Genomic DNA, 20,008 nt, shown 5'->3' with positions numbered 1-20,008 from the left:
TACCGTGAGCGACCCCTCGCAGTCCGGTGAGGTGCTCCATGGCGCAGCGTCTGCTCTCGCGGTGGTTCCCCCGTTCGTCCCTGTTCGTCGCATTGTTGATACCCGTCCTCGCGACGGCGGCGGTGCCCTCGCCGCTCCCGGTTGCCCACGGCGTGCTCACGGCCGCGGCGACGACGGGCTTCAAGTTCGTGGACATCCCGGTGGGCGACGGGGTGGTGCTCAAGGCCAACCACATCGCCCCGACGACGCCCGGTCCCCACCCGGCCGTCGTGTTCATCTCCAGTTGGGGACTCAACGACCTGGAGTACCTGGCCCAGGCCAAGGCGCTGGCCGAGCGGGGCTACGTGGCGCTGTCGTACACGCCTCGGGGCTTCTGGGCGTCGGGGGGTGGAATCGACACGGCGGGCCCGGCGGACATCGCGGACACCTCGCGCGTGCTCGACTGGCTGGTGGCGAACACGCCGACGAACGCGGCGCGCATCGGCCTGGCGGGCGTGTCGTACGGCGCGGGCATCTCCCTCATCGCCTCCGGCTTCGACTCGCGCGTGAAGGCCGTGGCCGCGCTCTCCGGATGGACGGACCTGGTGGCGTCGCTGTACGGCGGTGACACGCGCAGGCCCCAGGCGGTGGCGCTGCTGGACCTGGCCTCGCGCTTCCTCGGCCGTCCCAGCCCCGAGCTGCGGACCCGCATCGACGACTACTTCGCCAACCGGGACATCGAGGGCCTCAAGCAGTGGGGGCGCCTCCGCTCCGCCTCCACCTACGTGGACCGCATCAACGCCAACGCGCCCGCCATCCTCATCGCCAACGCGTACGGCGACAGCATGTTCCCTCCCAACCAGCTCGTCTCCTTCTTCAGCCAGCTCACCGGCCCCAAGCGATTGGAGCTCGCGCCCGGGGACCACGCCGTCGTCGAGGCCACGGGCCTGGTCGGCCTGCCCAACCCCGTGTGGACCAGCGTGACGCGGTGGCTGGACCAGCACGTCGCCGGCATCGACACGGGCATCGCCAACGAGCCGCCGCTCGTCCTGCGCACCTACGACGGCGACGTGGAGGGTTATTCCACCTGGGCCGCTGTCTCCTCCAGCACCCAGCGCCTCGGCCTGGGCGCCATCCGGCTGCTCGATGGCACCGGCACGCTCGGAGGCGCCCCATCCACGAGCGGCGCGCGGACCCTCTGGGGCGGCGTCGATACCATCGCCGACGCGGGGGTGCCGCTGCTGACCAACGGTCTGCAGGCGCTGACGGGAATCCCTCCCATCGTGTGGCTGCCGGGCGTCAACCGGCTGCGCGCGGGCGTGTGGACCTCGCCGCCGTCCTCGCGCGAGCTGTCCCTGCGCGGCACCGCCACGCTGCGGCTGCGCATCACCCCGACGACGGCCTCCGGTACCGTGGTCGCCTATCTCTATGACGCCGTGGGGGACTTCGGCGGCCTCGTCACCCACGTGCCGCTGAGCTGGCACGGCGCCACGCCAGGCACGCCGCTCGACCTGGACCTGGTGTTCCCCGCCACCGCGTATGACGTCCCGGCCTGGCATCAGCTCGCGCTCGTGGTCGACACCGAGGACCCGCTCTACCTCGGCGCCAACACCCTCAACGCCACGCTGACCGTGGGCGGACCCTCCTGGTTGGATTTGCCGCTGCGCTAGCGTGAGGTGTTCCCACCCTCTCGGAGGGGGAGACTCCGGGAGGGTATGCCAGCACCCGCCCCCTTTCGCTGACACGTCAATGTCGCGTCGGTGCGGGCCAATGGACCTCCTGACACGTCAGCAAAGCCTCGCAGGTCCTCACGTCCCATTCGGTGACGCGATGGCCCGTGCCATGCAGCTGTCCATACCCACACAGTCGTGGCAGAAGGCCGTGCGCGCGCTCAGTGCGACGCCCGGACGTGGAGGAACCCTTGAATTCTCGAAGTCATCATTCCCTGCTCGGAGGGCTGGCCGTTCTCTGGGCCCTCTCCGCTCAAGCGCAGGTCCAGCGGATTCCCAACCTGGAGCTGGAGCGGTTGCAGCTCAACCCCGGCGCCAAGGACAGCCTGGTGCTGTCCACCGGTGACTTGCTCCCGGACGGCACCTTCCGGCTGGGGCTCACGGCCCACTACGAGCGCAAGCCGCTGGTGCTGCTGCGCAACGACGATGAAGTGGGCACCATCATCTCGGACCGCGTGACGGTGCACCTGAGCGGCGCCTACGCCGTGACGGACTGGTTGGAGTTGGGTCTTCAAGTTCCCATCGTCTCGCAGTGGGGCCCGGACACGACGGCGCTCGGCTTCCAGACGCCGTCCACGCTCGCGCTGGGCACGCCGTGGGCGCAGGCGCGCGCGGGGCTGTTGTCCGAGGCGCGCGGTGGCCCGCTGGACGTGGGCCTGCACCTGGGCGCGGCGCTGCCTTTGGGCAGCAAGGACACGCTCACGCGGGACCAGGGCTTCGTCTTCACCCCCCGCCTGGGCCTGGGCAAGAAGGTGGGCGACGGCTGGCGCGTGGGCGCGGACGTGGGCGCGCTGGTGCGCACCAAGAAGTACGCGCTGACGCCCAACGCGGACCCGCTGCAGGACGAGCTGGGCGTGGAGATGAACGGCGGCGTCAACGTGACGGCCCACCTGTTCGGCCTGCGTGAGGAGCTGGTGGTGCGCGGCACCCTGCCGTTCGCGGACGCGCCCGAGTCGATGGAGGTGCTGCTGGGCCTGCGCTCGCCGGTCAAGGCGGGCACCGAGTTCTACGTCATGGGCGGCCCGGGCTTCGGCCGGACGCCCGGAACGCCCGAGTTCCGCGTGCTGGCGGGCGTCAACTTCGGCCCCCGCGACGATGCGCCCGCATGTGTCGCGGGCCAGCCCCACGAGCCCGCGCGCTGTCCCGACCTGGACGCGGACGGCGACGGCGTGACGAACGCGCAGGACCGCTGCCCCACCACGCCCGGCCTCGCCGAGCTCAACGGCTGCCCGGACGGGGACGACGACAAGGACGGCATCCCCAACCTGGCCGACAAGTGCCCCGCCCAGCCGGAGAACATCAACGGCTTCCAGGACGAGGACGGCTGCCCGGATGACCCGGACTCCGACAACGACGGCGTCACCGACTCCAAGGACGCGTGCCCGAAGGAGCCCGAGGACAAGGACGGCTTCCAGGACGAGGACGGCTGCCCGGACCCGGACAACGACAACGACGGCGTGCTCGACGCCAAGGACGCCTGCATGAACGAGGCGGGCCCGAAGGAGAACCGCGGCTGCCCGGACAAGGACCGCGACAACGACGGTCTGGTGGACCGGCTGGACAACTGCCCGGACGAGCCGGGACCGGTGAAGAACCACGGCTGCAAGCAGAAGCAGCTCGCGCAGATTGGCGAGGGCCAGATTCGCATCCTCGAGGCCGTCTTCTTCGAGAACAACAAGGACCTCATCAGCCCGCGCAGCTTCAAGCTGCTCGACGGCGTGGCCGCCATCCTCGTGTCGCACCCCGAAATCGAGAAGGTGCGCGTCGAGGGCCACACCGACAACACGGGCAAGGCCGACTACAACCTGGACCTGTCGCAGCGCCGCGCCGAGGCGGTGGTGAAGTACCTGGAGGGCAAGGGCGTCAAGCGCGAGCGGCTGGAGCCGCGCGGCTTCGGTCCCCAGAAGCCCATCGCGGAGAACACCACCAAGGCCGGCCGCGCCAAGAACCGCCGCGTGGAGTTCCGCATCGTCGGTGACGCCGATGGCGTCGAGACGAAGAGCGGCGAGCCCACCGACACCCTCGAGAAGTGAGGAAAGACCTTCCATGCCATCATCAGACACGCATCCCATCGCCATGAAGCGGGCCCGGACGGGCCCGTCCGTGGCCGCGCTCGCCCTGGCGCTCATCACCACCCTCACCGGCTGCCAGGAGCAGCAGCCCACCGCGCTCGTCTCGACCGAGGCGCCCCGCGCGCAGCGCTCCGAGCTGGCCGCCCCCGTCGTCGGTGACGGGCGCATCCAGCCCGGAGAGGAGTGCGACGACGGCAACACGGTGAGCGGCGACGGCTGTTCCGCCACCGGCACCATCGAGGCAGGCTACCTGTGTCACGTCCCCGGACGGGCCTGTTCGCTCGCGTCGCTGTGCGGCAACAACGAGGTCAACCCGGGCGAGGCCTGCGACGACGGCAACACGACGCAGGAGGACAACGGCTGCTCGACGACGTGTGATTTGTCCCTGTGCGGCAACGGCGCGTTCAACAACCGCCAGTGGCCCAACTTCGACCAGGAGGTCTGCGACGACGGCAACCGCACCGAGGGCGACGGCTGCAACCGGATGTGCGAGGTGGAGCCCGGCTTCGCCTGCTCCGGCACGCCCAGCCGCTGCGTGAGGGCGGGCATCGCCTTCTTCAACACGGGCGTGGACCAGAACAACCGCCGCCTGGAGTCCGGCGCGGACCCGCACTGGTTCTATTCCGGCACCACGACGGGCGCGGCCATCGGCGCGCGCAGCGCCCAGGACTGGCCGCAGGAGATCCAGACCGCCACCTTCATGGTGGCCCCGCTGGGTGCCCCCACCTGCGTCTACCAGGACTTCATCATCCCCTCGACGACGAACGTGGCGCAGTTCCGCATGCGCATCGCCACGTTCAACGACAACTCGTTCGACGGCGCCACCGTCAACGGGCAGGCCTTCACGCCCGTCACCGTGAGCGAGCCCCCGGGCTCGCCGTGGCAGAAGAGCATCATCCGTGAGTTCGGCACCACGGCGGCCTGGAAGACGGGCCTCAACCGGCTGGAGCTGTGCAACGAGAACGAGGCGTCGCCCCCCAACGCCTTCCGCTACCTCTTCGTGGACGCCTACGACGACCGCTGCGGCGACGGCGTGGTGTCCCCCCGCGAGGAGTGCGACGACGGCGACACGTCCAGCGGCGACGGCTGCAGCGCCACGTGCGGCATCGAGCCCGGCTACGGCTGCAGCGGCCAGCCCAGCTCCTGCGCGGCCACGTGCGGCAACGGCCTGCTCAACTCCGGCGAGCAGTGCGACGACGGCAACCTCACGCCGAACGACGGCTGCAACGCGTCCTGCCGCGTGGAGTCCGGCTACGCGTGCCCCACCCCCGGCCAGGCCTGCGTCACCACGTGCGGCAACGGCGCGGTGGACCCGGGCGAGCTGTGCGACGACGGCAACAACATGTCCGGCGACGGCTGCTCCAACGCGTGCCGCGTCGAGAACGGCTACGAGTGCTCGGGCGCGCCCTCCAACTGCGCGCCCACGTGCGGCAACGGCGTGCTCAACCCGGGCGAGCTGTGCGACGACGGCAACACGAACCTGGGCGACGGCTGCTCCAACGCCTGCACCCTGGAGCTGGGCTACACCTGCCCCACCGTGGGCCAGCCGTGCGTGAAGACGTGCGGCAACGGCACCGTGGACCCGGGCGAGACGTGCGACGACGGCAACCTGAACCCGGGTGACGGCTGCGCCACCGAGTGCAAGCCGGAGCCGGGCTACTCGTGCAGCCGCCCCGCGAGCGGCCCGTCCGTCTGTGTCGCCACCTGCGGCAACGGCGCGGTGGACGCCAACGAGGAGTGCGATGACAACAACACCTCCAACGGCGACGGCTGCAGCCAGGGCTGCGCGGTGGAGTCGGGCTACCAGTGCTCCGGCGCGCCCTCCACGTGCACCACCGTCTGCGGCGACGGCATCCGCGCCGGCGCGGAGACGTGCGATGACGGCAACACCGTCGCGGGTGACGGCTGCTCGGCCACCTGCGCCGTGGAGCCGGGCTACAGCTGCCCGCCCCCGGGCAACGTGTGCAGCCAGACGTGCGGCAACGGCGTCGTGAACCCCGGCGAGACGTGCGACGACAACAACACCACCTCCGGCGACGGCTGCTCCAACACGTGCGCCCAGGAGCCGGGCTACACGTGCAGCGGTCAGCCCAGCACCTGCGCCACCACCTGCGGCGACGGCACGGTGGCCGGCGGCGAGGTGTGCGACGACGGCAATCTGGAGTCCGGTGACACCTGCTCGCCGCGCTGCCTGTGGTCCAACGGCCAGCCCTGCGCCGCGTCCGGCGTCTGCGACAGCGGCCTGTGCAACCCCTACTCGAACGTCTGCATCAGCGCCAACGTCTGCGGCAACGGGCTGTTGGACGAGGGTGAGCAGTGCGACGACGGTGACACCACCGCCAACGACGGCTGCTCGGCCACCTGCACCGTCGAGACGGGCTACAGCTGCGCGGGCCAGCCCTCCGCGTGCGCGGTGACGTGCGGCGACGGCATCAAGGCCGCCGCCGAGGCGTGCGACGACGGCAACACCACCGCGGGCGACGGCTGCTCGGCCACCTGCACCATCGAGGCGGGCCACGGCTGCAAGAACACCGACGTGCACGCCCTCTACACGCGGCTGGGTCGCTCGCAGTGCACCAACGTGTCGGACATCGCCCAGCCGGACCTGGCGGCGCTCGCCGCCGAGGCGGCGCTCACCGTGCCGGGCCGCTACCGCGCGGCCTATGTCTCCGGCGCGGTGAGCTACTCGGGCACCGACAACTGGTACCCGGGCCTGTTCGGCTTCAACCACGTCACGGGCGCGGGGACCCAGCGCTTCACGCTGGGCCGCCTGCCGCTGTCGGGCCCGGCCTCCGCCACCCGCGACGCGGCGATGGGCCTGGGCTTCGGGCATCACCAGGACTTCGACGCGCTCTCGGGCGAGGTGCGCCTGGCGCTCGTCGACACCGACTGCGCCGACAACAACAACACGGAGACGCAGGTGGCCTACCGGGTGGACTCGCTGTCCATCTGCCAGCTCATCCCCGTGCTGACGGACCCGGCGCCGGGCGGTGTGACGGACCCGGTCATCGGCGGCACCGGCTCGCCGGGCTCCACCATCGACGTCTACGTCGACGGTGGCACCACGCCGGTGTGCACCGTGGTGGTGGACGCCGCCGGCCGCTGGACGTGCGATCTAGGCAACATCCCCGAGGGCACGCACTCGGTGGTCCTCACCTCCACGGAGGTGGGCGCCACGGAGACGGCTCCGCCGGCCACCATCATCGTCGAGCTGACCCCGCCGACGACGCCCGTCATCACGGGTCCGGCCAATGGCTCCACGGTGTCCACCGGCACGCCGCCCATCAGCGGCACGTCCGACCCGGGCACCACCGTCACGGTGCGCGAGGGCACCACCGTGGTGTGCACGGCCACCACCGACGCCAGCGGCAACTGGAGCTGCACGCCGACGACGCCGCTGCCGGACGGCTCGCACACCCTCACCGCTACGGCCGTCACCCCGGAGGGCAGCACCAGCGAGACCTCCGCTCCGACGACGTTCATCGTGGACACCACCGCCCCGGGCGCGCCGGTCATCTCGGGCCCCGCGGGTGGCTCCACGGTGTCCACCGGCACGCCGCCCATCAGCGGCACCTCGGAGCCCGGCGCCACGGTGACGGTGCGCGAGGGTGGCACCGTGGTGTGCACGGCCACCGCCGACGCCAGCGGCAACTGGAGTTGCACGCCGACGACGCCGCTGTCCGAGGGTCCGCACACCCTCACCGCCACGGCCACCGACGGCGCGGGCAACACCAGCCCGCCCTCGGCGCCGGTGACGTTCACCGTCAGCACCACCGTGCCCGGCGCGCCCGTCATCACGGGGCCCGCCAACGGCTCGGTGCTGGCCGACGCCACGCCCGCCATCTCCGGCACCGCCACGCCGGGCGCCACGGTGACGGTGCGCGAGGGCACCACCGTGGTGTGCACGGCCACCGCCGACGCCAGCGGCAACTGGAGCTGCACGCCGACGACGCCGCTGGCGGATGGCTCGCACGCCGTCACCGCCACGGCCACGGACCCGACCTCGGGCAACGAGAGCGGGCCCTCCAACGTCGACACGTTCCGCATCGACACGCAGGCGCCGGACACGTCCTTCAGCCGCACGCCGGGCGCAAGCTCCGGGAACACCGAGTCCCCGTTCGCCTACGCCTCCAACGAGGAGGGCGTGACGTTCGAGTGCAGCCTGGACAACGGGCCCTACGTCGCCTGCCAGGACACCTACGACGTCCGCGAGGGTGAGCACGTCCTGCGCGTGCGCGCCATCGACAGCGCGGGCAACGTGGACCCGACGCCCGCCGAGCACCGGTGGACGGTGCTCAACTCGCGCGCCTTCGCGGGCGGCGGTTGCAGCGCGGCGCCGGCCTCATCGGCGGGCCTGGCCCTGCTGGCCCTGCTGGGCCTGCGCCGCCGCAAGGCGCGTCGGTAGTCCGTCTTCCACCGCCGGGGGGTCCACATCCCTTCCCCCAGTCCCCTGCCCCGGGGACTCGTGGACCTCCCGGCGGGTCTCCCCGCCCCGTCGCGCAACCCCGTATGCTGGGGGCCGTGGACAAGGCGGGGAAGACGCAGGAGAGGTACGAGGAGGAGCTGCTCCTCGCGCTGGACTACGGGCTCGTCTCCGCCCAGGAGGCGACCGCCCTGCGCGAGGAGGCGCTCGGCCTGGGCAGAAGCCCGCTGGAGCTGCTGCGCGCTCGCGGCGGGGTGAGCGAGCACACGCTGAGCACCCTGCGCGAGGAGCTCGGCCCCCCGTTGGAGGACACGGCCAGTGGGGGCGCCCCGCTGGAGGCCACCACGCTGGACCCGCGCACGCCCCCGGTGGCGCCCCCTGTCGCCGCCCTGGAGGATGACGCGAGCGAGGCCCCCGTCTTCCCGGTGCCGGACTGGAACCGCTACCAGCCGGTGCGCTTCCTGGGTCAGGGAGGCATGGGGCAGGTGTTCCTGGCGTATGACCCGCTGTTGCGCCGCAACGTCGCGCTCAAGTTCGTGAAGGGCGGAGACCCGGAGCTGGCCAGGCGCTTCCTGTCGGAGGCGCGGGCCCAGGCCCGGGTGCGCCACGAGCGGGTGTGCGAGGTGTACGAGGTCGGCGAGGTGCAGGGGCGCGGCTACATCGCCATGCGCTACGTGGACGGCCAGCCGCTCGGGCAGCTCGCCGCCACGCTCACGCCGGAGCAGAAGGTGCTCGTGCTGCGGCAGGCCGCCGAGGGCGTGCACGCCGCCCACCGCGCGGGCCTGGTGCACCGGGACATCAAGCCCGGCAACATCCTGGTGGAGCGCACCGAGGACGGGGGTTACGCGCCCTTCGTCATGGACTTCGGCCTGGCGCGCGACTGGCGCGAGGAGGCGGGCCAGAGCGGCGTGGTGATGGGCACGCCGCACTACATGGCCCCCGAGCAGGCCCGCGGGGACACGTCCCGGCTGGACCGGCGCGTGGACGTCTACGGGCTGGGCGCCACGCTGTACGTGCTGCTCACCGGCCAGACGCCCTTCGCGGGGAGCGGACAGGACGTCATCACCCGCCTGCAGACGCAGGAGCCGCTGCCGCCGCGCGCGGTGGACCGGGACATCCCCGAGGACCTGGAGGCGGTGGTCCTCAAGTGCCTGGAGAAGGAGCGCTCGGCCCGGTACGACTCGGCGCGCGCGCTGGCGGATGACCTGGAGCGCTTCCTGGGCGGGGAGCCGGTGCAGGCGCGGCGGGGCGTGGGCTACCGGCTGCGCAAGAAGGCGCGCAAGCACCGCGTGGCCTTGAGCCTGGTGGTGGCGGCGCTGACGGTGGTGGCGCTGGCGCTGGGGCAGGCGGTGGTGGCGCGCAAGGAGGTGGCCGAGCGCGAGCGGCTCACGCGCAGCTTCACCGAGCGGGTGGAGCGCATCGAGGCGGCCGCGCGCTACTCCTTCCTGTCGCGCCTGCACGACACGCGCGAGGACCAGCAGGCCCTGCGCGCCAGCATGGACGCGCTGGAGGTCGAGGTGCGCGAGGCGGGCGAGCACGCGGTGGGCCCCGGGCACTACGCGCTGGGCCGCGCGCTCCTGGCCCTGGGCGACGTGGAGGGCGCCCGGGCGCGGCTGGAGTCGGCGTGGCGCCACGGCTACCGCGAGCCCCGCGCGGCCTGGGCGCTGGCGCTGGTGCTGGGAGACCAGTACCGGGAGAAGCTGCTGTTGGACGTCGAGCGGAGGAGCCAGGAGCAGCGCGAGGCGCGCCGGCGCGAGCTGGAGCAGCGCTACCGCGACCCGGCGCTGGCCTACCTGCGCCAGGCCGAGGGGCCGGACGTGCCCGCGCCGCCCTTGTACGTGAAGGCCCTGTTCGCCTTCCATGAAGGGCGCCACGAGGAGGCCCTGGCGCACCTGGACGCCATGGGCAACACCTGGCCCTGGTTCTACGAGGCGCCCCTGTTGCGCGGCGACGTGCACCTGGCCCGCGCCACCGCGCGCTGGCACCAGGGCGACAGCGCGGGCTCCCAGGCGGACCTGGAGGCGGGGCGGCGCGCGTATGCCCAGGCCATCTCCACCGCGGAGAGCCAGCCGGACACGCACTACGCCCTGGGGCGCCTGGAGCTGGCGGCGCTCGTGATGGAGCTGTACGGCTCCGGCGACGTGCAGCCCCCGTACGAGCGGGGCCTCGCCGCCCTGGGACGCGCGCTCCAGGCCGCGCCCGGACACCACCGCTCGCTCATCGTGCTGTCGCGGCTGCACCGCCGGCTGGGAGAGCAGCACGCCAACCAGAACGCGACGGACGTGGAGGCGCTCTTCGGCAAGGCCATCGACGCGGCCAGGGCCGCGCTGAAGCTCGCGCCCCCCGCCGAGCGCGTCACGCTGGACCTGGCCATCATCCACCGGCTGTGGGCGCGCCACCTGCAGCGGCTCTCCCAGGACCCGCGCGAGCAGCTGGGCCACTCCATCGAGGCCTTCGAGCAGCTGGGGCCCGAGGAGCGCGACTACGCCTTCCACGCCAACCTGGGCGTGACGCATCAGGTGTGGGCCGACTACGAGAGCGGGCTCGGGCTGGACTCGCTGGAGCACCAGGGCAAGGCCATCGACGCCTACCTGGCCGCCATCCGCCTGCGCGACACCCAGGCCGACGCGTGGATCAACCTGGGCAACGCCTACCGCGCGAGGGCGGGCCTCACCCGGGCGCCGGACGCGCAGGGGGACCTCACCCGCGCGCTGGAGGCCATCCAGCGCGCGCTCGCCCTCAACCCGCGCAACGTCATCGCCTGCTACCAGGGCGCGGACGTGTCCGAGCAGCTGGCGCGCTGGCGCCAGGAGCACGGCCAGGACCCGAGGCCCGACCTGGAGCGGGCGCTCGCGCTCTACCGTCAGGGCCGCGACATCAACCCCAAGCTGCCCCAGCTCGCCAACGGCCTGGGCGCGGCCCTGCTGTGGTGGGCCGAGCAGCGCTGGGAGGAGGGCGAGGACGTGGAGGCGCTCCTGACGGAGGCGCGCGAGGCCTTCGAGCAGGCGCGCGAGGCGGCCCCCCAGCAGAGCTACGCCTACAACAACCTGGGCGAGGTGGAGGCGGTGCGCGCGGGCTTCCTCCTGGCGCGCGGGCAGGACCCGTCCTTCGGCCTGAAGACGGCGGAGGCCGCCTACCGCAAGACGCTGGAGATGATGCCCGGCGACGCGGACATCTGGACCAACCTGGCCCGCGTGCACGTGCTCGCGGCCACGCACGCGCTGCAGGAGCGGCGCGACGTGGCGCCCCGGCTCACCCGCGCGCAGGAGGCGCTGGACCGCGCCCGGCAGCTCAATCCGCGCCTGGGCTACGCGTGGCGCTACCAGGGCGCCCTCCTCGACGTGCACGCGCGCGAGCGGGTGCGCCTGGGCACCGCGAAGGAGGAGGACTTCCGACGGACCGAGGACGCGCTCGCCCAGGCGGTGGAGCTGTCCCCCCGGCGCCAGGAGTACGTGCTGGCGTCGAGCGAGCTGGCGCTGGCCTGGGGGCGCTGGAAGTCGCGCCAGGGCGGGGACGCGACCGGGAAGCTGACGCGCGCCCTGGAGGGCGTCGAGCGAATCCTCGCCGCCCGGCCGAAGTGGGCCCGGGCACGGCTGCTGCGCGCCGGGCTCCTGTGGGCGCTGGCGGAGGGCACCGCCGTCCCGGAGCAGCGTCAGGCGTGGACGGCGCGCGCCCGCGAGGACGCGGAGCAGGCGCTGGCGAGCAACCCGCACCTGGCCTCGACGTGGAAGGCGCGGCTGGCACCGGACCTGGAGCTCTCCGTCCGGCCCGCCGCGCCCTGAGCCCCACGCCCGATTACTTCTTCGGGTCCTCGGGCGGGTCCGTCGTCACGTCCAGGCCGCCCTTCTTCGTCTCCGCGTTGGAGCCGATGAAGCTCGCGGCCTGGGACGGCGGGGGCGCGGGAACCACGACGTCGAACGGGTAGAGGCGCTTGAGGCACGTCTGCGTCACCTGCTGGTCGCTCTCCTGCGCCAGCGGATTGGACGTGTCCAGGGTGAAGGAGCCCGGCCCCGAGAGGCAGGTGGTCCCGTCCTTGAAGACCACCAGGGCGGAGGAGATGCCTTGCAGCTTGAACTCCACCTCCTCGCCGTGCTTCACGATGTTCGAAGGGCTGTAGATGATGTCGTCGGACGTGATGGTGACGGTGACAGTCATGGGCCGTGACTCCTTCCGGGTTGGAACCGCAGATGCGCGGTGTGGGTTGCAGGCACCGTACCAGAGGCGACCGACGTGTCCGTCCCTCGGAGCGGGTGCTTCACGTGCTCACGGCGCGCGCACGCGGACACGTCAACGACGTGTCACCCCCGGGGACTGACGTGTCCGGCGCGCTCACGCGTCCGACAGGCCCAGCTCGCGCACGCGGCGCTGGAGCGCGCGGCGGGAGACCTCCAGCCGCTGCACCATCGTGTCCAGGTCTCCCGCGCACTCCTGGAAGCAGCGGGTGATCTCCTCCGGGCTCAAGTCCCGCGCGGTGCGGATGAGCGAGCTCTTGTCGATGAGCACGTAGACGGACGGGCGGGGGATGCCGAGGAAGTCCGCGGTGGCCTTGAGGTCCCACGAGCACGCGCGCAGCGCCTCGAGCAGCTCGTCCTCCCCCACCTCCGAGGGCTTGCGGCGCGAGGACTTCGCATCCCCCGCCGCCTCGGGGACACCCGCGCCGGCCGGGGCCAGCACCCGCCCGGGCACCGGCAGCGACTCGGCGTCCAGCGTCTGCTCCAGCCGCGAGTCCACGCGCAGGCCGGGCAGGCCGCGGCTGCCGATGACGAGCTGCCGGGTGATGTTGCGCAATTGCCGCACGTTGCCGGGCCACGCGTAGCGCAAGAGCCGCACCGCGACGGACGCGGGCAGCCAGGGCGCCGCGCGCGGGTCCGTGGGCGACAGCCGCCAGCCCTCGCCCGTCGTCTCCAGCTCCTGCCGGGCGAAGTGGAGGAACAGCGGGCCGATGTCCTCGCGCCGCTCGCGCAGGGCAGGCACGCGCAGCTCGAAGCCCGCCAGCCGGTGGAGCAGCGGCGCCTTGAACAGCCGCTCCTCGATGCGCGCCTCCAGGTTGGAGTCCGTGGCGGCCACCAGCCGCACGTCCACCGGCACCGGCGTGTGCCCGCCCACCGGGTACACCTCGCCCGTCTCCAGCACGCGCAGGAGCGCGGCCTGCACCTCGGCGGGCGCCTCGCCCACCTCGTCCAGGAACAGCGTGCCGCCGTGCGCCGCGCGGAAGAAGCCGTCCCGGTCGCGGCTGGCGCCCGTGTACGCGCCGCGCTGCGCGCCGAACAGCTCCGCGGCCACCAGCTCCTTGGAGAGCGCGCCCAGGTTCACGCTGACGAACGGCCCCGAGCGGCGCGGCCCCTGCTCGTGGATGGCGCGCGCCACCAGCTCCTTGCCCGTGCCCGTCTCGCCGCGGATGAGCACCGGCACCGCCAGATCCGCCACCCGCAGGATGTCGTCGCGAAGCTGCTGGATGGACTGGCTCTGCCCCACCAGCCCCAAATCCCGGTGGACCGACGGGGCGGCCGTGGACGCCAGGTGCAGCAGCAGCACCACGCGCTCGGCGAGCACCAGCGGCACCCCGGCCACCAGCTCCTCCTGGGTGAACTCCCGGCCCCCGGCCACCGACTCGCCGGCCACGCACACCTGGGTGCCATCCTCCGGCACCCGCAGGCGCAGCCCCCCCTGGGCCGCGGGCTCGAAGAGCACCGGCGTCCGGCTGAGGAAGGGGTCTCCCAACGGCAGCGCCAGCAGCCCCCCGGGCCGCGAGAAGTCCGGGGCGTTGCGCGACAAGGCCGCCGTCCGGCCCACGCTGGCGAGCACCTCCAAGAGGAGCTGCTCTCCGATGCGCTGGGGGTGGGGATGAGACACGACAGTCAGCGCTGGCACACTCCGCGGGGCCGTCGCGGGTGGGCCTTTCGTCTGCACGGCGGTCGTCGACATGTCGGCGGCGAGCTTCTGCTGCATGGGGCTGAGTTCGGTTTACAGGCGCTTCCAACCTATCAGCCTACACCGGCTCGACAGGGGTTGTTCGCCTGGACCGCTTTCACCGGACAACCCGGCGCCTGTCCGCCTCATGCCTCCCGCCGCGCCACCTCATTCCAGGGAGACTGGAAGAGGACCGGCGCGGCCCGGGAGCGTCTCCCCTACGCGGTGGAGGTCATCCACCGCGTGCGGGGCGTCTTCTTCAGGGGGTGGTGCCCGCCGGGGTGGACGCGGGTGCGGACGCGTTCTCCTCGGTGGTGGTGCTGGTGCTCGCCGCGGCGGGCGCGGCGGGCTTCTCGGCGGCGGGCTTCTCGGCGGAAGGCTTCTCCGCGGCGGCCTTCTCGCCGGGCGGCGGGCCGCGCTTGGCCTCGGCCGCGGCGGCGCGGACCTGCTCGCGGGCGCGCTGGGCCACCTTCGGGTTGGGCGCCAGAATCATGAACATCAAGCGCCCTTCCATCCGCGGCGGCTGCTCCACCACGGCGACATCCTTCAGGTCCTTCGCCACGTCGTCGAGGATGGCGGTGCCCTGCTCCTTGTGCGTGATTTCACGCCCGCGGAACTGGATGACGACCTTCGCCTTGTCGCCCTCTTCGATGAAACGGCGCGTGTTGCGGACCTTGAAGTCGTAGTCGTGGTCCTCCGTCTTCGGACGGAGCTTCACTTCCTTCAGGTGGACCACGACCTGGGCGCGCTTGGCTTCCGAGGCCTTCTTCTTCTCCTCGTACTTGAACTTGCCGTAGTCCATGATCTTGCAGACTGGCGGCGAAGCCATCGGGCTGATCTCGACGAGGTCCAGCCCCTCGGAGCGCGACTTCTCGAGCGCGGCCTCGAGCGGCATGACGCCGAGCTGCTCGCCGCCCGAGCCGATGACGCGGACTTCGCGGGCGCGGATGCGGCGGTTGGTCCTCTGGTCGCGGCTCTGGCCGCGGCTGCTTCTCTGATCACGAAGAATGTTGCGCTCCTTCGAAGGGGTGTAGGACCTGCTACCCAAGGGTGTGGCAGGTCGCGAAGTTACGGCATGGCTCGGGTGAACCGAACCTCGAATCTAATCGCTCCCTTGCCCGGTGAGAAAGGGAGCTGGCGGGGTGAACACGCCCCCGGGGCGAGGACTAGCCCACCGGCGGACATAACACCAGGGCCCCCGTCGTGCCCTGGAATCCCACGCGTGGGGTCAGCCAATGGACGGAGCCGCGCGGCGGGCCCGCCACTCCTCGCGGGTCTGCCCCCACAGCTCCACCGTGGCGGCCTCGAAGGGGGCGGGGAGTCTGCCGGGCCCCCTCAGGCGCGAGCCCAGCCGGAGCGCCACCTGTTGGGAGGGGGCGTTCTCCGGGGCGATGGAGTGGATGATGTCCGTCCAGCCCAGGTGGTCCACCGCCCAGTCCATGGCGGCGCTGGCGGCCTCGGTGGCGTAGCCACGGCCCCACGTCTCCTTCAGCAGGGACCAGCCGACCTCGGTGCCGGGCCAGCCCTCCGGGCACCAGGGCCCCACCCGGCCAATCCACCGGCCCGTGGAGCGCTCCAGGACGGAGAACATGGAGAAGCCCTGGAGGGCCCAGCCTCCGGCCATCCCGCACATGCCGCGCCAGACGACGGAGCGCGGCTGCACCCCGCCGATGTGCCGCGCCGAGTCCGGGTCGGACATCAGGGCGACGAAGCCCTCGAAGTCCTCCAGCGCCGTGGGGCGCAGGATGAGGCGCGCGGTTTCAATCCTCGGTCCGGGTGCTTGCATGGTGTCCCTCGCGAAGAGCCAAGGCGCGGGAGGGTGGCACCCGCCCCCCACCGGGGCAAGCGCCGTGGCGGCCTGCTCCCACAAGGCGGGCTTCTTCGCGCCTTTATTGGAAAGGGGGCATGGCGGGCCGTCTACCCGGACAGGGCGGGGGCGCCTCGCTACGACAGGGCACCTGGAACGACGACGAGGGCTTTTCCATGTGGACCGACACGCGCGTGGCACGGAAGCTGGGGACCCGGCTCCCCCTGGTGCAGGGGCCGTTTGGCGGAGGGATGTCCTCGACGCGGCTGGCGGCGGCCGTGTCCGAGGCGGGGGGGCTCGGCTCGTTCGGTGCCCATCACCTGAGCGCCGAGAACATCGAGGCCACCGTCCGCGAGCTGCGGGGGCTCACCTCGCGCCCGTTCGCCATCAACCTGTGGGTGCCGCTGGAGGGTGAGAAGGCGCTGCGCCCGACGCCCGCGGAGTTCCAGGCGGCCGTCGACCGGCTGAAGCCCTGGTACGACGAGCTGGGGCTGGCGCAGCCCACGTACCCGAGCGCGTTCTCCCAGGACTACGAGGCGCAGGTGGAGGCGGTGCTCGCGCTCAAGCCGCCGGTGTTCAGCTTCATCTTCGGCATCCCCTCGGCGCGGGTGCTGGAGGCGTGCCGGGCGGCGGGCATCCTCACGGCGGGCACGGCGACGAACGTGGACGAGGGGCTGGCGCTGGAGGCCGCGGGGGTGGACCTCATCGTCGCCTCGGGCAGTGAGGCGGGAGGCCACCGGGCCTCGTTCCTCCGGCCGGCGGAGGAGTCCCCGGCGACGACGGCGCTGGTGCCCCAGCTGGCGGACCGGGTGAAGACGCCGCTCATCGCCTCGGGTGGCATCGCGGATGGGCGCACGGTGGCCACGGCGCTGGCGCTGGGGGCCGAGGGCGTGCAGGTGGGCACGGCCTTCCTCGCGTGCGAGGAGTCCAACGCGAGCGACGTCTACCGGCAGGCGCTGCGCCAGGAGTCCGCTCGGGGCACGGTGCTCACGCGCGTGTTCTCCGGACGCTACGCGCGCGGCATCAAGAACCGCTTCCTGCGGGAGATGACGCCGCACGAGCGGGAGGTGCCGCCCTACCCCATCCAGAACTGGCTCACCCAGCCGCTGCGCCAGGCGGCGGCCCGGCAGGGACGCGAGGACCTGCTGTCGCTGTGGGCGGGACAGAACGCGCCCCTCATCCGGCACACGCGCGCGGCGGCGCTGGTCGACTTCCTCGAGCAGGACACCACGCGTGTGCTGGGACGGCTCGCGGGACTGTAGAGGCCGGGCGCTCACGCCTCCGTCACCCGCGCCGGACGACGGGCCTTCAAGCCTCGTCACGACGACAGCGCCCGAGGTGGAGCGCTCCGCTGCCCGCCCCGCCTTGACGGGGCGGGAAGTCCCGTGCTCAAGCACCGCCCATGTCGGACGCGAGTGACTCCAGCACCGCCCTGTCCCCCGCAGCCCCGGCGTCCCCTCCCCCGGAGACGTCGCGCCGCCCCCCCTTCGTCCGGTGGTGCGACGAGCAGCAGGGACCACTCCTGGCAGCGCTCGCGGGGCTGCTCACGTTCCTGGCGACCCTCGGCGCCGGAGCGCTCCAGCCTGGGAAAATCGGCTGGCTCATCCGCGACGACTTCAGCCAGCACCTGATGGGGTGGCTCTACTTCCGGCAGGCCCCGCTGGGCTTCCCGCTGGGGTCGACCCCCCATTACATCCATCCGCTGGGGACCTCACTCGGGTACACGGACTCGATGCCCTGGGTGGGCCTGCTGCTGCGGCCCCTCTCCCCGCTGCTGCCCACGACCTTCCAGTACGTCGGCCCGTGGCTGTGCCTGTGTCTCATGCTGCAGGGCGCGGCCGCGGCCTGGGTCGCCCAGCGCCTGGGCGCCTCCAAGCAACAGCAGGCGTGTGTCGGCGCGCTGCTGGTGCTGTCCCCCACGCTGCTGTCGCGGATGGCCCTGTCGCACGTCGCGCTCTGCACCCACTGGCCCCTGGTCCTGCTCGTGGGGTTGCACCTCATCCCCCAGCCAGACGCGCGCGCGGCACGCCAGGCCCTCTGGCTCGCGCTGGCGCTCTGCGTGTTCACCGCGGGCATCCACCCCGTCATCGCGGTGATGACGCTGCCGCTCGCCATCTCCCTCTGCGCGCGCACCGCGCTGGAGCGACAGCTTCCCGTGAAGGTGCCGCTGCTCGCGGCCGTGGCATGTGTCGCGGCCATGCTGGGGCTCTTCTTCGTGTTCGGCTACCTGGGCACCCGCACCCCCGTGGGCGCGGGCGGCTTCGGCGAGTTCTCCGCGGACCTCAACACGCTCTTCAACCCGCACGGCCACCACTACAACTGGTCGCGCCTGCTGCCCTTGCTGCCTCGACTCGGAGGCCAATACGAGGGGTTCGGCTACCTCGGCGCCGGAGGGCTGCTCGGGGCCCTGCTCGCGGCCGTCCTGCTCGCGCGCCAGCCCACGCCGCACCTCGCGCTGTGGCGACGCTGGCTCCCCGTGAGCGTCTTGTCCGTGGGGCTCGCCTTCTTCGCCCTGTCCTCGCGGGTGACCTTCCTGGGCAAGGACGTCGCCGACCTGTCCGCGCTCTATCGGCCCGTGCTGCCGTGGGTCGAGGCGTTCCGCTCCTCGGGGCGCTTCATCTGGCCGCTCTACTACCTGGTGCTCCTGGGCGGAGCGCTGGTCCTCGCCAGGAGGCTGAGCCCCGCGCGTGCTCCCCTGCTCGCGGGCCTGCTGCTCGGCCTCCAGGTGATGGACCTCAACCTGGGCGAGGGCCGACAGGCGAACCAGGGCGCGGGCCGCTGGGGCACGCCCCCCTCTCCCGAGCTCACCGCGGCGTCGAAGGGACGCGAGCACCTGGTCCTCTACCCACCGCAGATGCATGACAGCTCCGGCCGTGGCTGCCGCGCGGGCCCCATGGACTACCACCGCTGGGCCTACCGCGCGTACCTGCTGGGCCTCACCTTCAACAGCGGCTACGTGACACGGCTCGACGACGCTCGCGCCCAGGAGTACTGCCTGGGCCTGGACGCGGACATCGCGGCGGGCCGGTTGGACTCGCGCACCGTCTACCTGTCCATCCCCGCGCGCGTGGCCCAGCTCCAGCGAATCCCGGGCACACGCTGTACGCCCGAGGATGGCCTCTGGCTGTGTGTCCGCGACGCGCCCTCGGACGCGGCGCCCGTGACGGGCCGCTGAGGGCTCACGTCGTCGGGGGCGGCTGCGTCGGCTGCGGCTGCGCGGGGATGATGGCCGTCAGGTTGGCGTAGATGGTGGAGCAGATGAGGTCCAGCGGCAGGTCGTTGTCGTCGTGGCCGAAGGGGTCCTCGATCTCGACGCCAATCTCCTCGATGCCGAAGAACACGTACGCGACGCAGAACGTGGCCAGCACCGTCAGCCCGCCCAGCGCGTCCAGCAAGGCGAAGGGCAGCGTGTAGCAATACACGAGCAGCGCGCGGCGCAGGTGCATCACGTACGCGAAGGGGATGGGCGTCTTGCGGATGCGCTCACAGCCGCCGAGGTAGTCGAGGAGGAGCTGGACGTTCTGGTCCAGCTGCATCTGCACGTACTCGGAATAGCGTCCCTCGCGGCGGCCGGCGTCGAGCAGCGAACTCAGCTTGCGTGTCACCGCGAAGGGCACGTGCTGGGCGCCCATCACCTGGGCCACCTCGTCCGCGGGCAGCTCCTGCGCCAGCGGGCCCAGCGACGCCTTGCCTCGCAGCGACGACGCGGAGGCGAAGGGGAAGGCCGCGGTCCACCTCAGAATCGCGGTGTAGAGGACGGGCTGGGACTGGAGGAAGACGCCCGAGGCGCGCGCCAGGTTGCGCGTCTCGTTGACGATGCCGCCCCAGAGCTTCCGGCCCTCCCAGAAGCGGTCGTAGGAGGAGTTGGTGCGGAAGACGAGCAGGAGGCTCAGCGAGATTCCGGCCAGGGTGTGCACCGTGGCGGGGATGGCCACCGAGCGGACGTGGGTGTGGAAGAGGGCGACGCCCAGGGACCACAGGACGCAGACCATGACTCGGGCCACGATTTCGCGGACCATCGAGCCCTTGAGGTAGTGGAAGTAACTCCACCAACGATGCGGGTCGTACTCAACCATGGTGTCGGTGG

Annotated in this window: 11 protein-coding genes; 6 read left to right on the top strand and 5 right to left on the bottom strand. The window is 72.3% G+C overall.

Translation table 11 applies throughout. From position 1 onward, the window contains the following. Window positions 1–38: 38 nt before the first annotated feature. The 4 genes from VZQ01_RS27570 to VZQ01_RS27555 all read left to right on the top strand — a co-directional run bounded on the left by VZQ01_RS27570 (window position 39) and on the right by VZQ01_RS27555 (window position 11,986). The gene (locus tag VZQ01_RS27570) at window positions 39–1,649 is read left to right on the top strand and encodes a CocE/NonD family hydrolase (RefSeq protein WP_426745130.1); all 1,611 of its coding nucleotides are present in this window, start codon (window positions 39–41) and stop codon (window positions 1,647–1,649) included. Between the two features lie 251 nt (window positions 1,650–1,900). Beyond that, complete coding sequence (locus tag VZQ01_RS27565) at window positions 1,901–3,742, top strand: OmpA family protein (protein ID WP_223781540.1); 1,842 nt, start codon at window positions 1,901–1,903, stop codon at window positions 3,740–3,742. Between the two features lie 13 nt (window positions 3,743–3,755). Further along, on the top strand, window positions 3,756–8,186 hold the full coding sequence (locus tag VZQ01_RS27560) for a DUF4215 domain-containing protein (RefSeq protein WP_426745129.1): 4,431 nt from the start codon (window positions 3,756–3,758) through the stop codon (window positions 8,184–8,186). Between the two features lie 104 nt (window positions 8,187–8,290). After that, window positions 8,291–11,986 (top strand): serine/threonine-protein kinase, encoded by a 3,696-nt coding sequence (locus tag VZQ01_RS27555; RefSeq protein WP_426745128.1) that lies wholly within the window; start codon window positions 8,291–8,293, stop codon window positions 11,984–11,986. Between the two features lie 13 nt (window positions 11,987–11,999). Here the strand turns inward: VZQ01_RS27555 and VZQ01_RS27550 are convergent, their stop codons facing one another. The 4 genes from VZQ01_RS27550 to VZQ01_RS27535 all read right to left on the bottom strand — a co-directional run bounded on the left by VZQ01_RS27550 (window position 12,000) and on the right by VZQ01_RS27535 (window position 15,900). After that, window positions 12,000–12,359, bottom strand: coding sequence for a hypothetical protein (locus VZQ01_RS27550; RefSeq protein ID WP_223751397.1), 360 nt, complete (start codon window positions 12,357–12,359; stop codon window positions 12,000–12,002). Window positions 12,360–12,533: 174 nt separating this feature from the next. Further along, entirely contained in the window at window positions 12,534–14,153 is a 1,620-nt protein-coding gene (locus VZQ01_RS27545) for a sigma 54-interacting transcriptional regulator (protein ID WP_426745127.1), read from the bottom strand. Window positions 14,154–14,373: 220 nt separating this feature from the next. Then, the gene (infC, locus tag VZQ01_RS27540) at window positions 14,374–15,123 is read right to left on the bottom strand and encodes a translation initiation factor IF-3 (RefSeq protein ID WP_426748995.1); all 750 of its coding nucleotides are present in this window, start codon (window positions 15,121–15,123) and stop codon (window positions 14,374–14,376) included. A gap of 219 nt (window positions 15,124–15,342) precedes the next feature. Continuing rightward, entirely contained in the window at window positions 15,343–15,900 is a 558-nt protein-coding gene (locus VZQ01_RS27535; RefSeq protein ID WP_223751395.1) for a GNAT family N-acetyltransferase, read from the bottom strand. 197 nt (window positions 15,901–16,097) lie between these two features. Here VZQ01_RS27535 and VZQ01_RS27530 point away from each other — a divergent pair, with 197 nt between their 5' ends. Together VZQ01_RS27530 and VZQ01_RS27525 are read left to right on the top strand one after the other, a co-directional pair. After that, window positions 16,098–17,183, top strand: a complete 1,086-nt coding sequence (locus VZQ01_RS27530) for an NAD(P)H-dependent flavin oxidoreductase (RefSeq protein ID WP_426745126.1) — start codon at window positions 16,098–16,100, stop codon at window positions 17,181–17,183. A gap of 140 nt (window positions 17,184–17,323) precedes the next feature. Then, window positions 17,324–19,096, top strand: coding sequence for a DUF6311 domain-containing protein (locus VZQ01_RS27525; RefSeq protein ID WP_426745125.1), 1,773 nt, complete (start codon window positions 17,324–17,326; stop codon window positions 19,094–19,096). A 4-nt stretch (window positions 19,097–19,100) separates the two neighbouring features. Here VZQ01_RS27525 and VZQ01_RS27520 read toward each other — a convergent pair whose 3' ends face one another. Next, a complete protein-coding gene (locus VZQ01_RS27520; RefSeq protein ID WP_223781536.1) occupies window positions 19,101–19,997 on the bottom strand; it encodes a bestrophin family protein in 897 nt (298 codons plus the stop codon). Window positions 19,998–20,008 lie beyond the last annotated feature (11 nt).

Source organism: Myxococcus faecalis, from assembly GCF_050039385.1.
In the GTDB taxonomy this organism is placed as follows: domain Bacteria; phylum Myxococcota; class Myxococcia; order Myxococcales; family Myxococcaceae; genus Myxococcus; species Myxococcus fulvus.
Note: the sequence above shows the minus strand (reverse complement) of the source record. Positions and strands in the feature narration are given on the sequence as shown.

What these genes read in the sequence shown, in the direction of transcription:
- VZQ01_RS27570 (WP_426745130.1), top strand. Translation starts at nt 39, where the DNA reads ATGGCGCAGCGTCTGCTCTCGCGGTGGTTCCCCCGTTCGTCCCTGTTC.
- VZQ01_RS27560 (WP_426745129.1), top strand. Translation starts at nt 3,756, where the DNA reads ATGCCATCATCAGACACGCATCCCATCGCCATGAAGCGGGCCCGGACG.
- VZQ01_RS27555 (WP_426745128.1), top strand. Translation starts at nt 8,291, where the DNA reads ATGCTGGGGGCCGTGGACAAGGCGGGGAAGACGCAGGAGAGGTACGAG.
- VZQ01_RS27550 (WP_223751397.1), bottom strand. Translation starts at nt 12,359, where the DNA reads ATGACTGTCACCGTCACCATCACGTCCGACGACATCATCTACAGCCCT.
- VZQ01_RS27545 (WP_426745127.1), bottom strand. Translation starts at nt 14,153, where the DNA reads ATGCAGCAGAAGCTCGCCGCCGACATGTCGACGACCGCCGTGCAGACG.
- VZQ01_RS27535 (WP_223751395.1), bottom strand. Translation starts at nt 15,900, where the DNA reads ATGCAAGCACCCGGACCGAGGATTGAAACCGCGCGCCTCATCCTGCGC.
- VZQ01_RS27530 (WP_426745126.1), top strand. Translation starts at nt 16,098, where the DNA reads ATGTGGACCGACACGCGCGTGGCACGGAAGCTGGGGACCCGGCTCCCC.
- VZQ01_RS27525 (WP_426745125.1), top strand. Translation starts at nt 17,324, where the DNA reads ATGTCGGACGCGAGTGACTCCAGCACCGCCCTGTCCCCCGCAGCCCCG.
- VZQ01_RS27520 (WP_223781536.1), bottom strand. Translation starts at nt 19,997, where the DNA reads ATGGTTGAGTACGACCCGCATCGTTGGTGGAGTTACTTCCACTACCTC.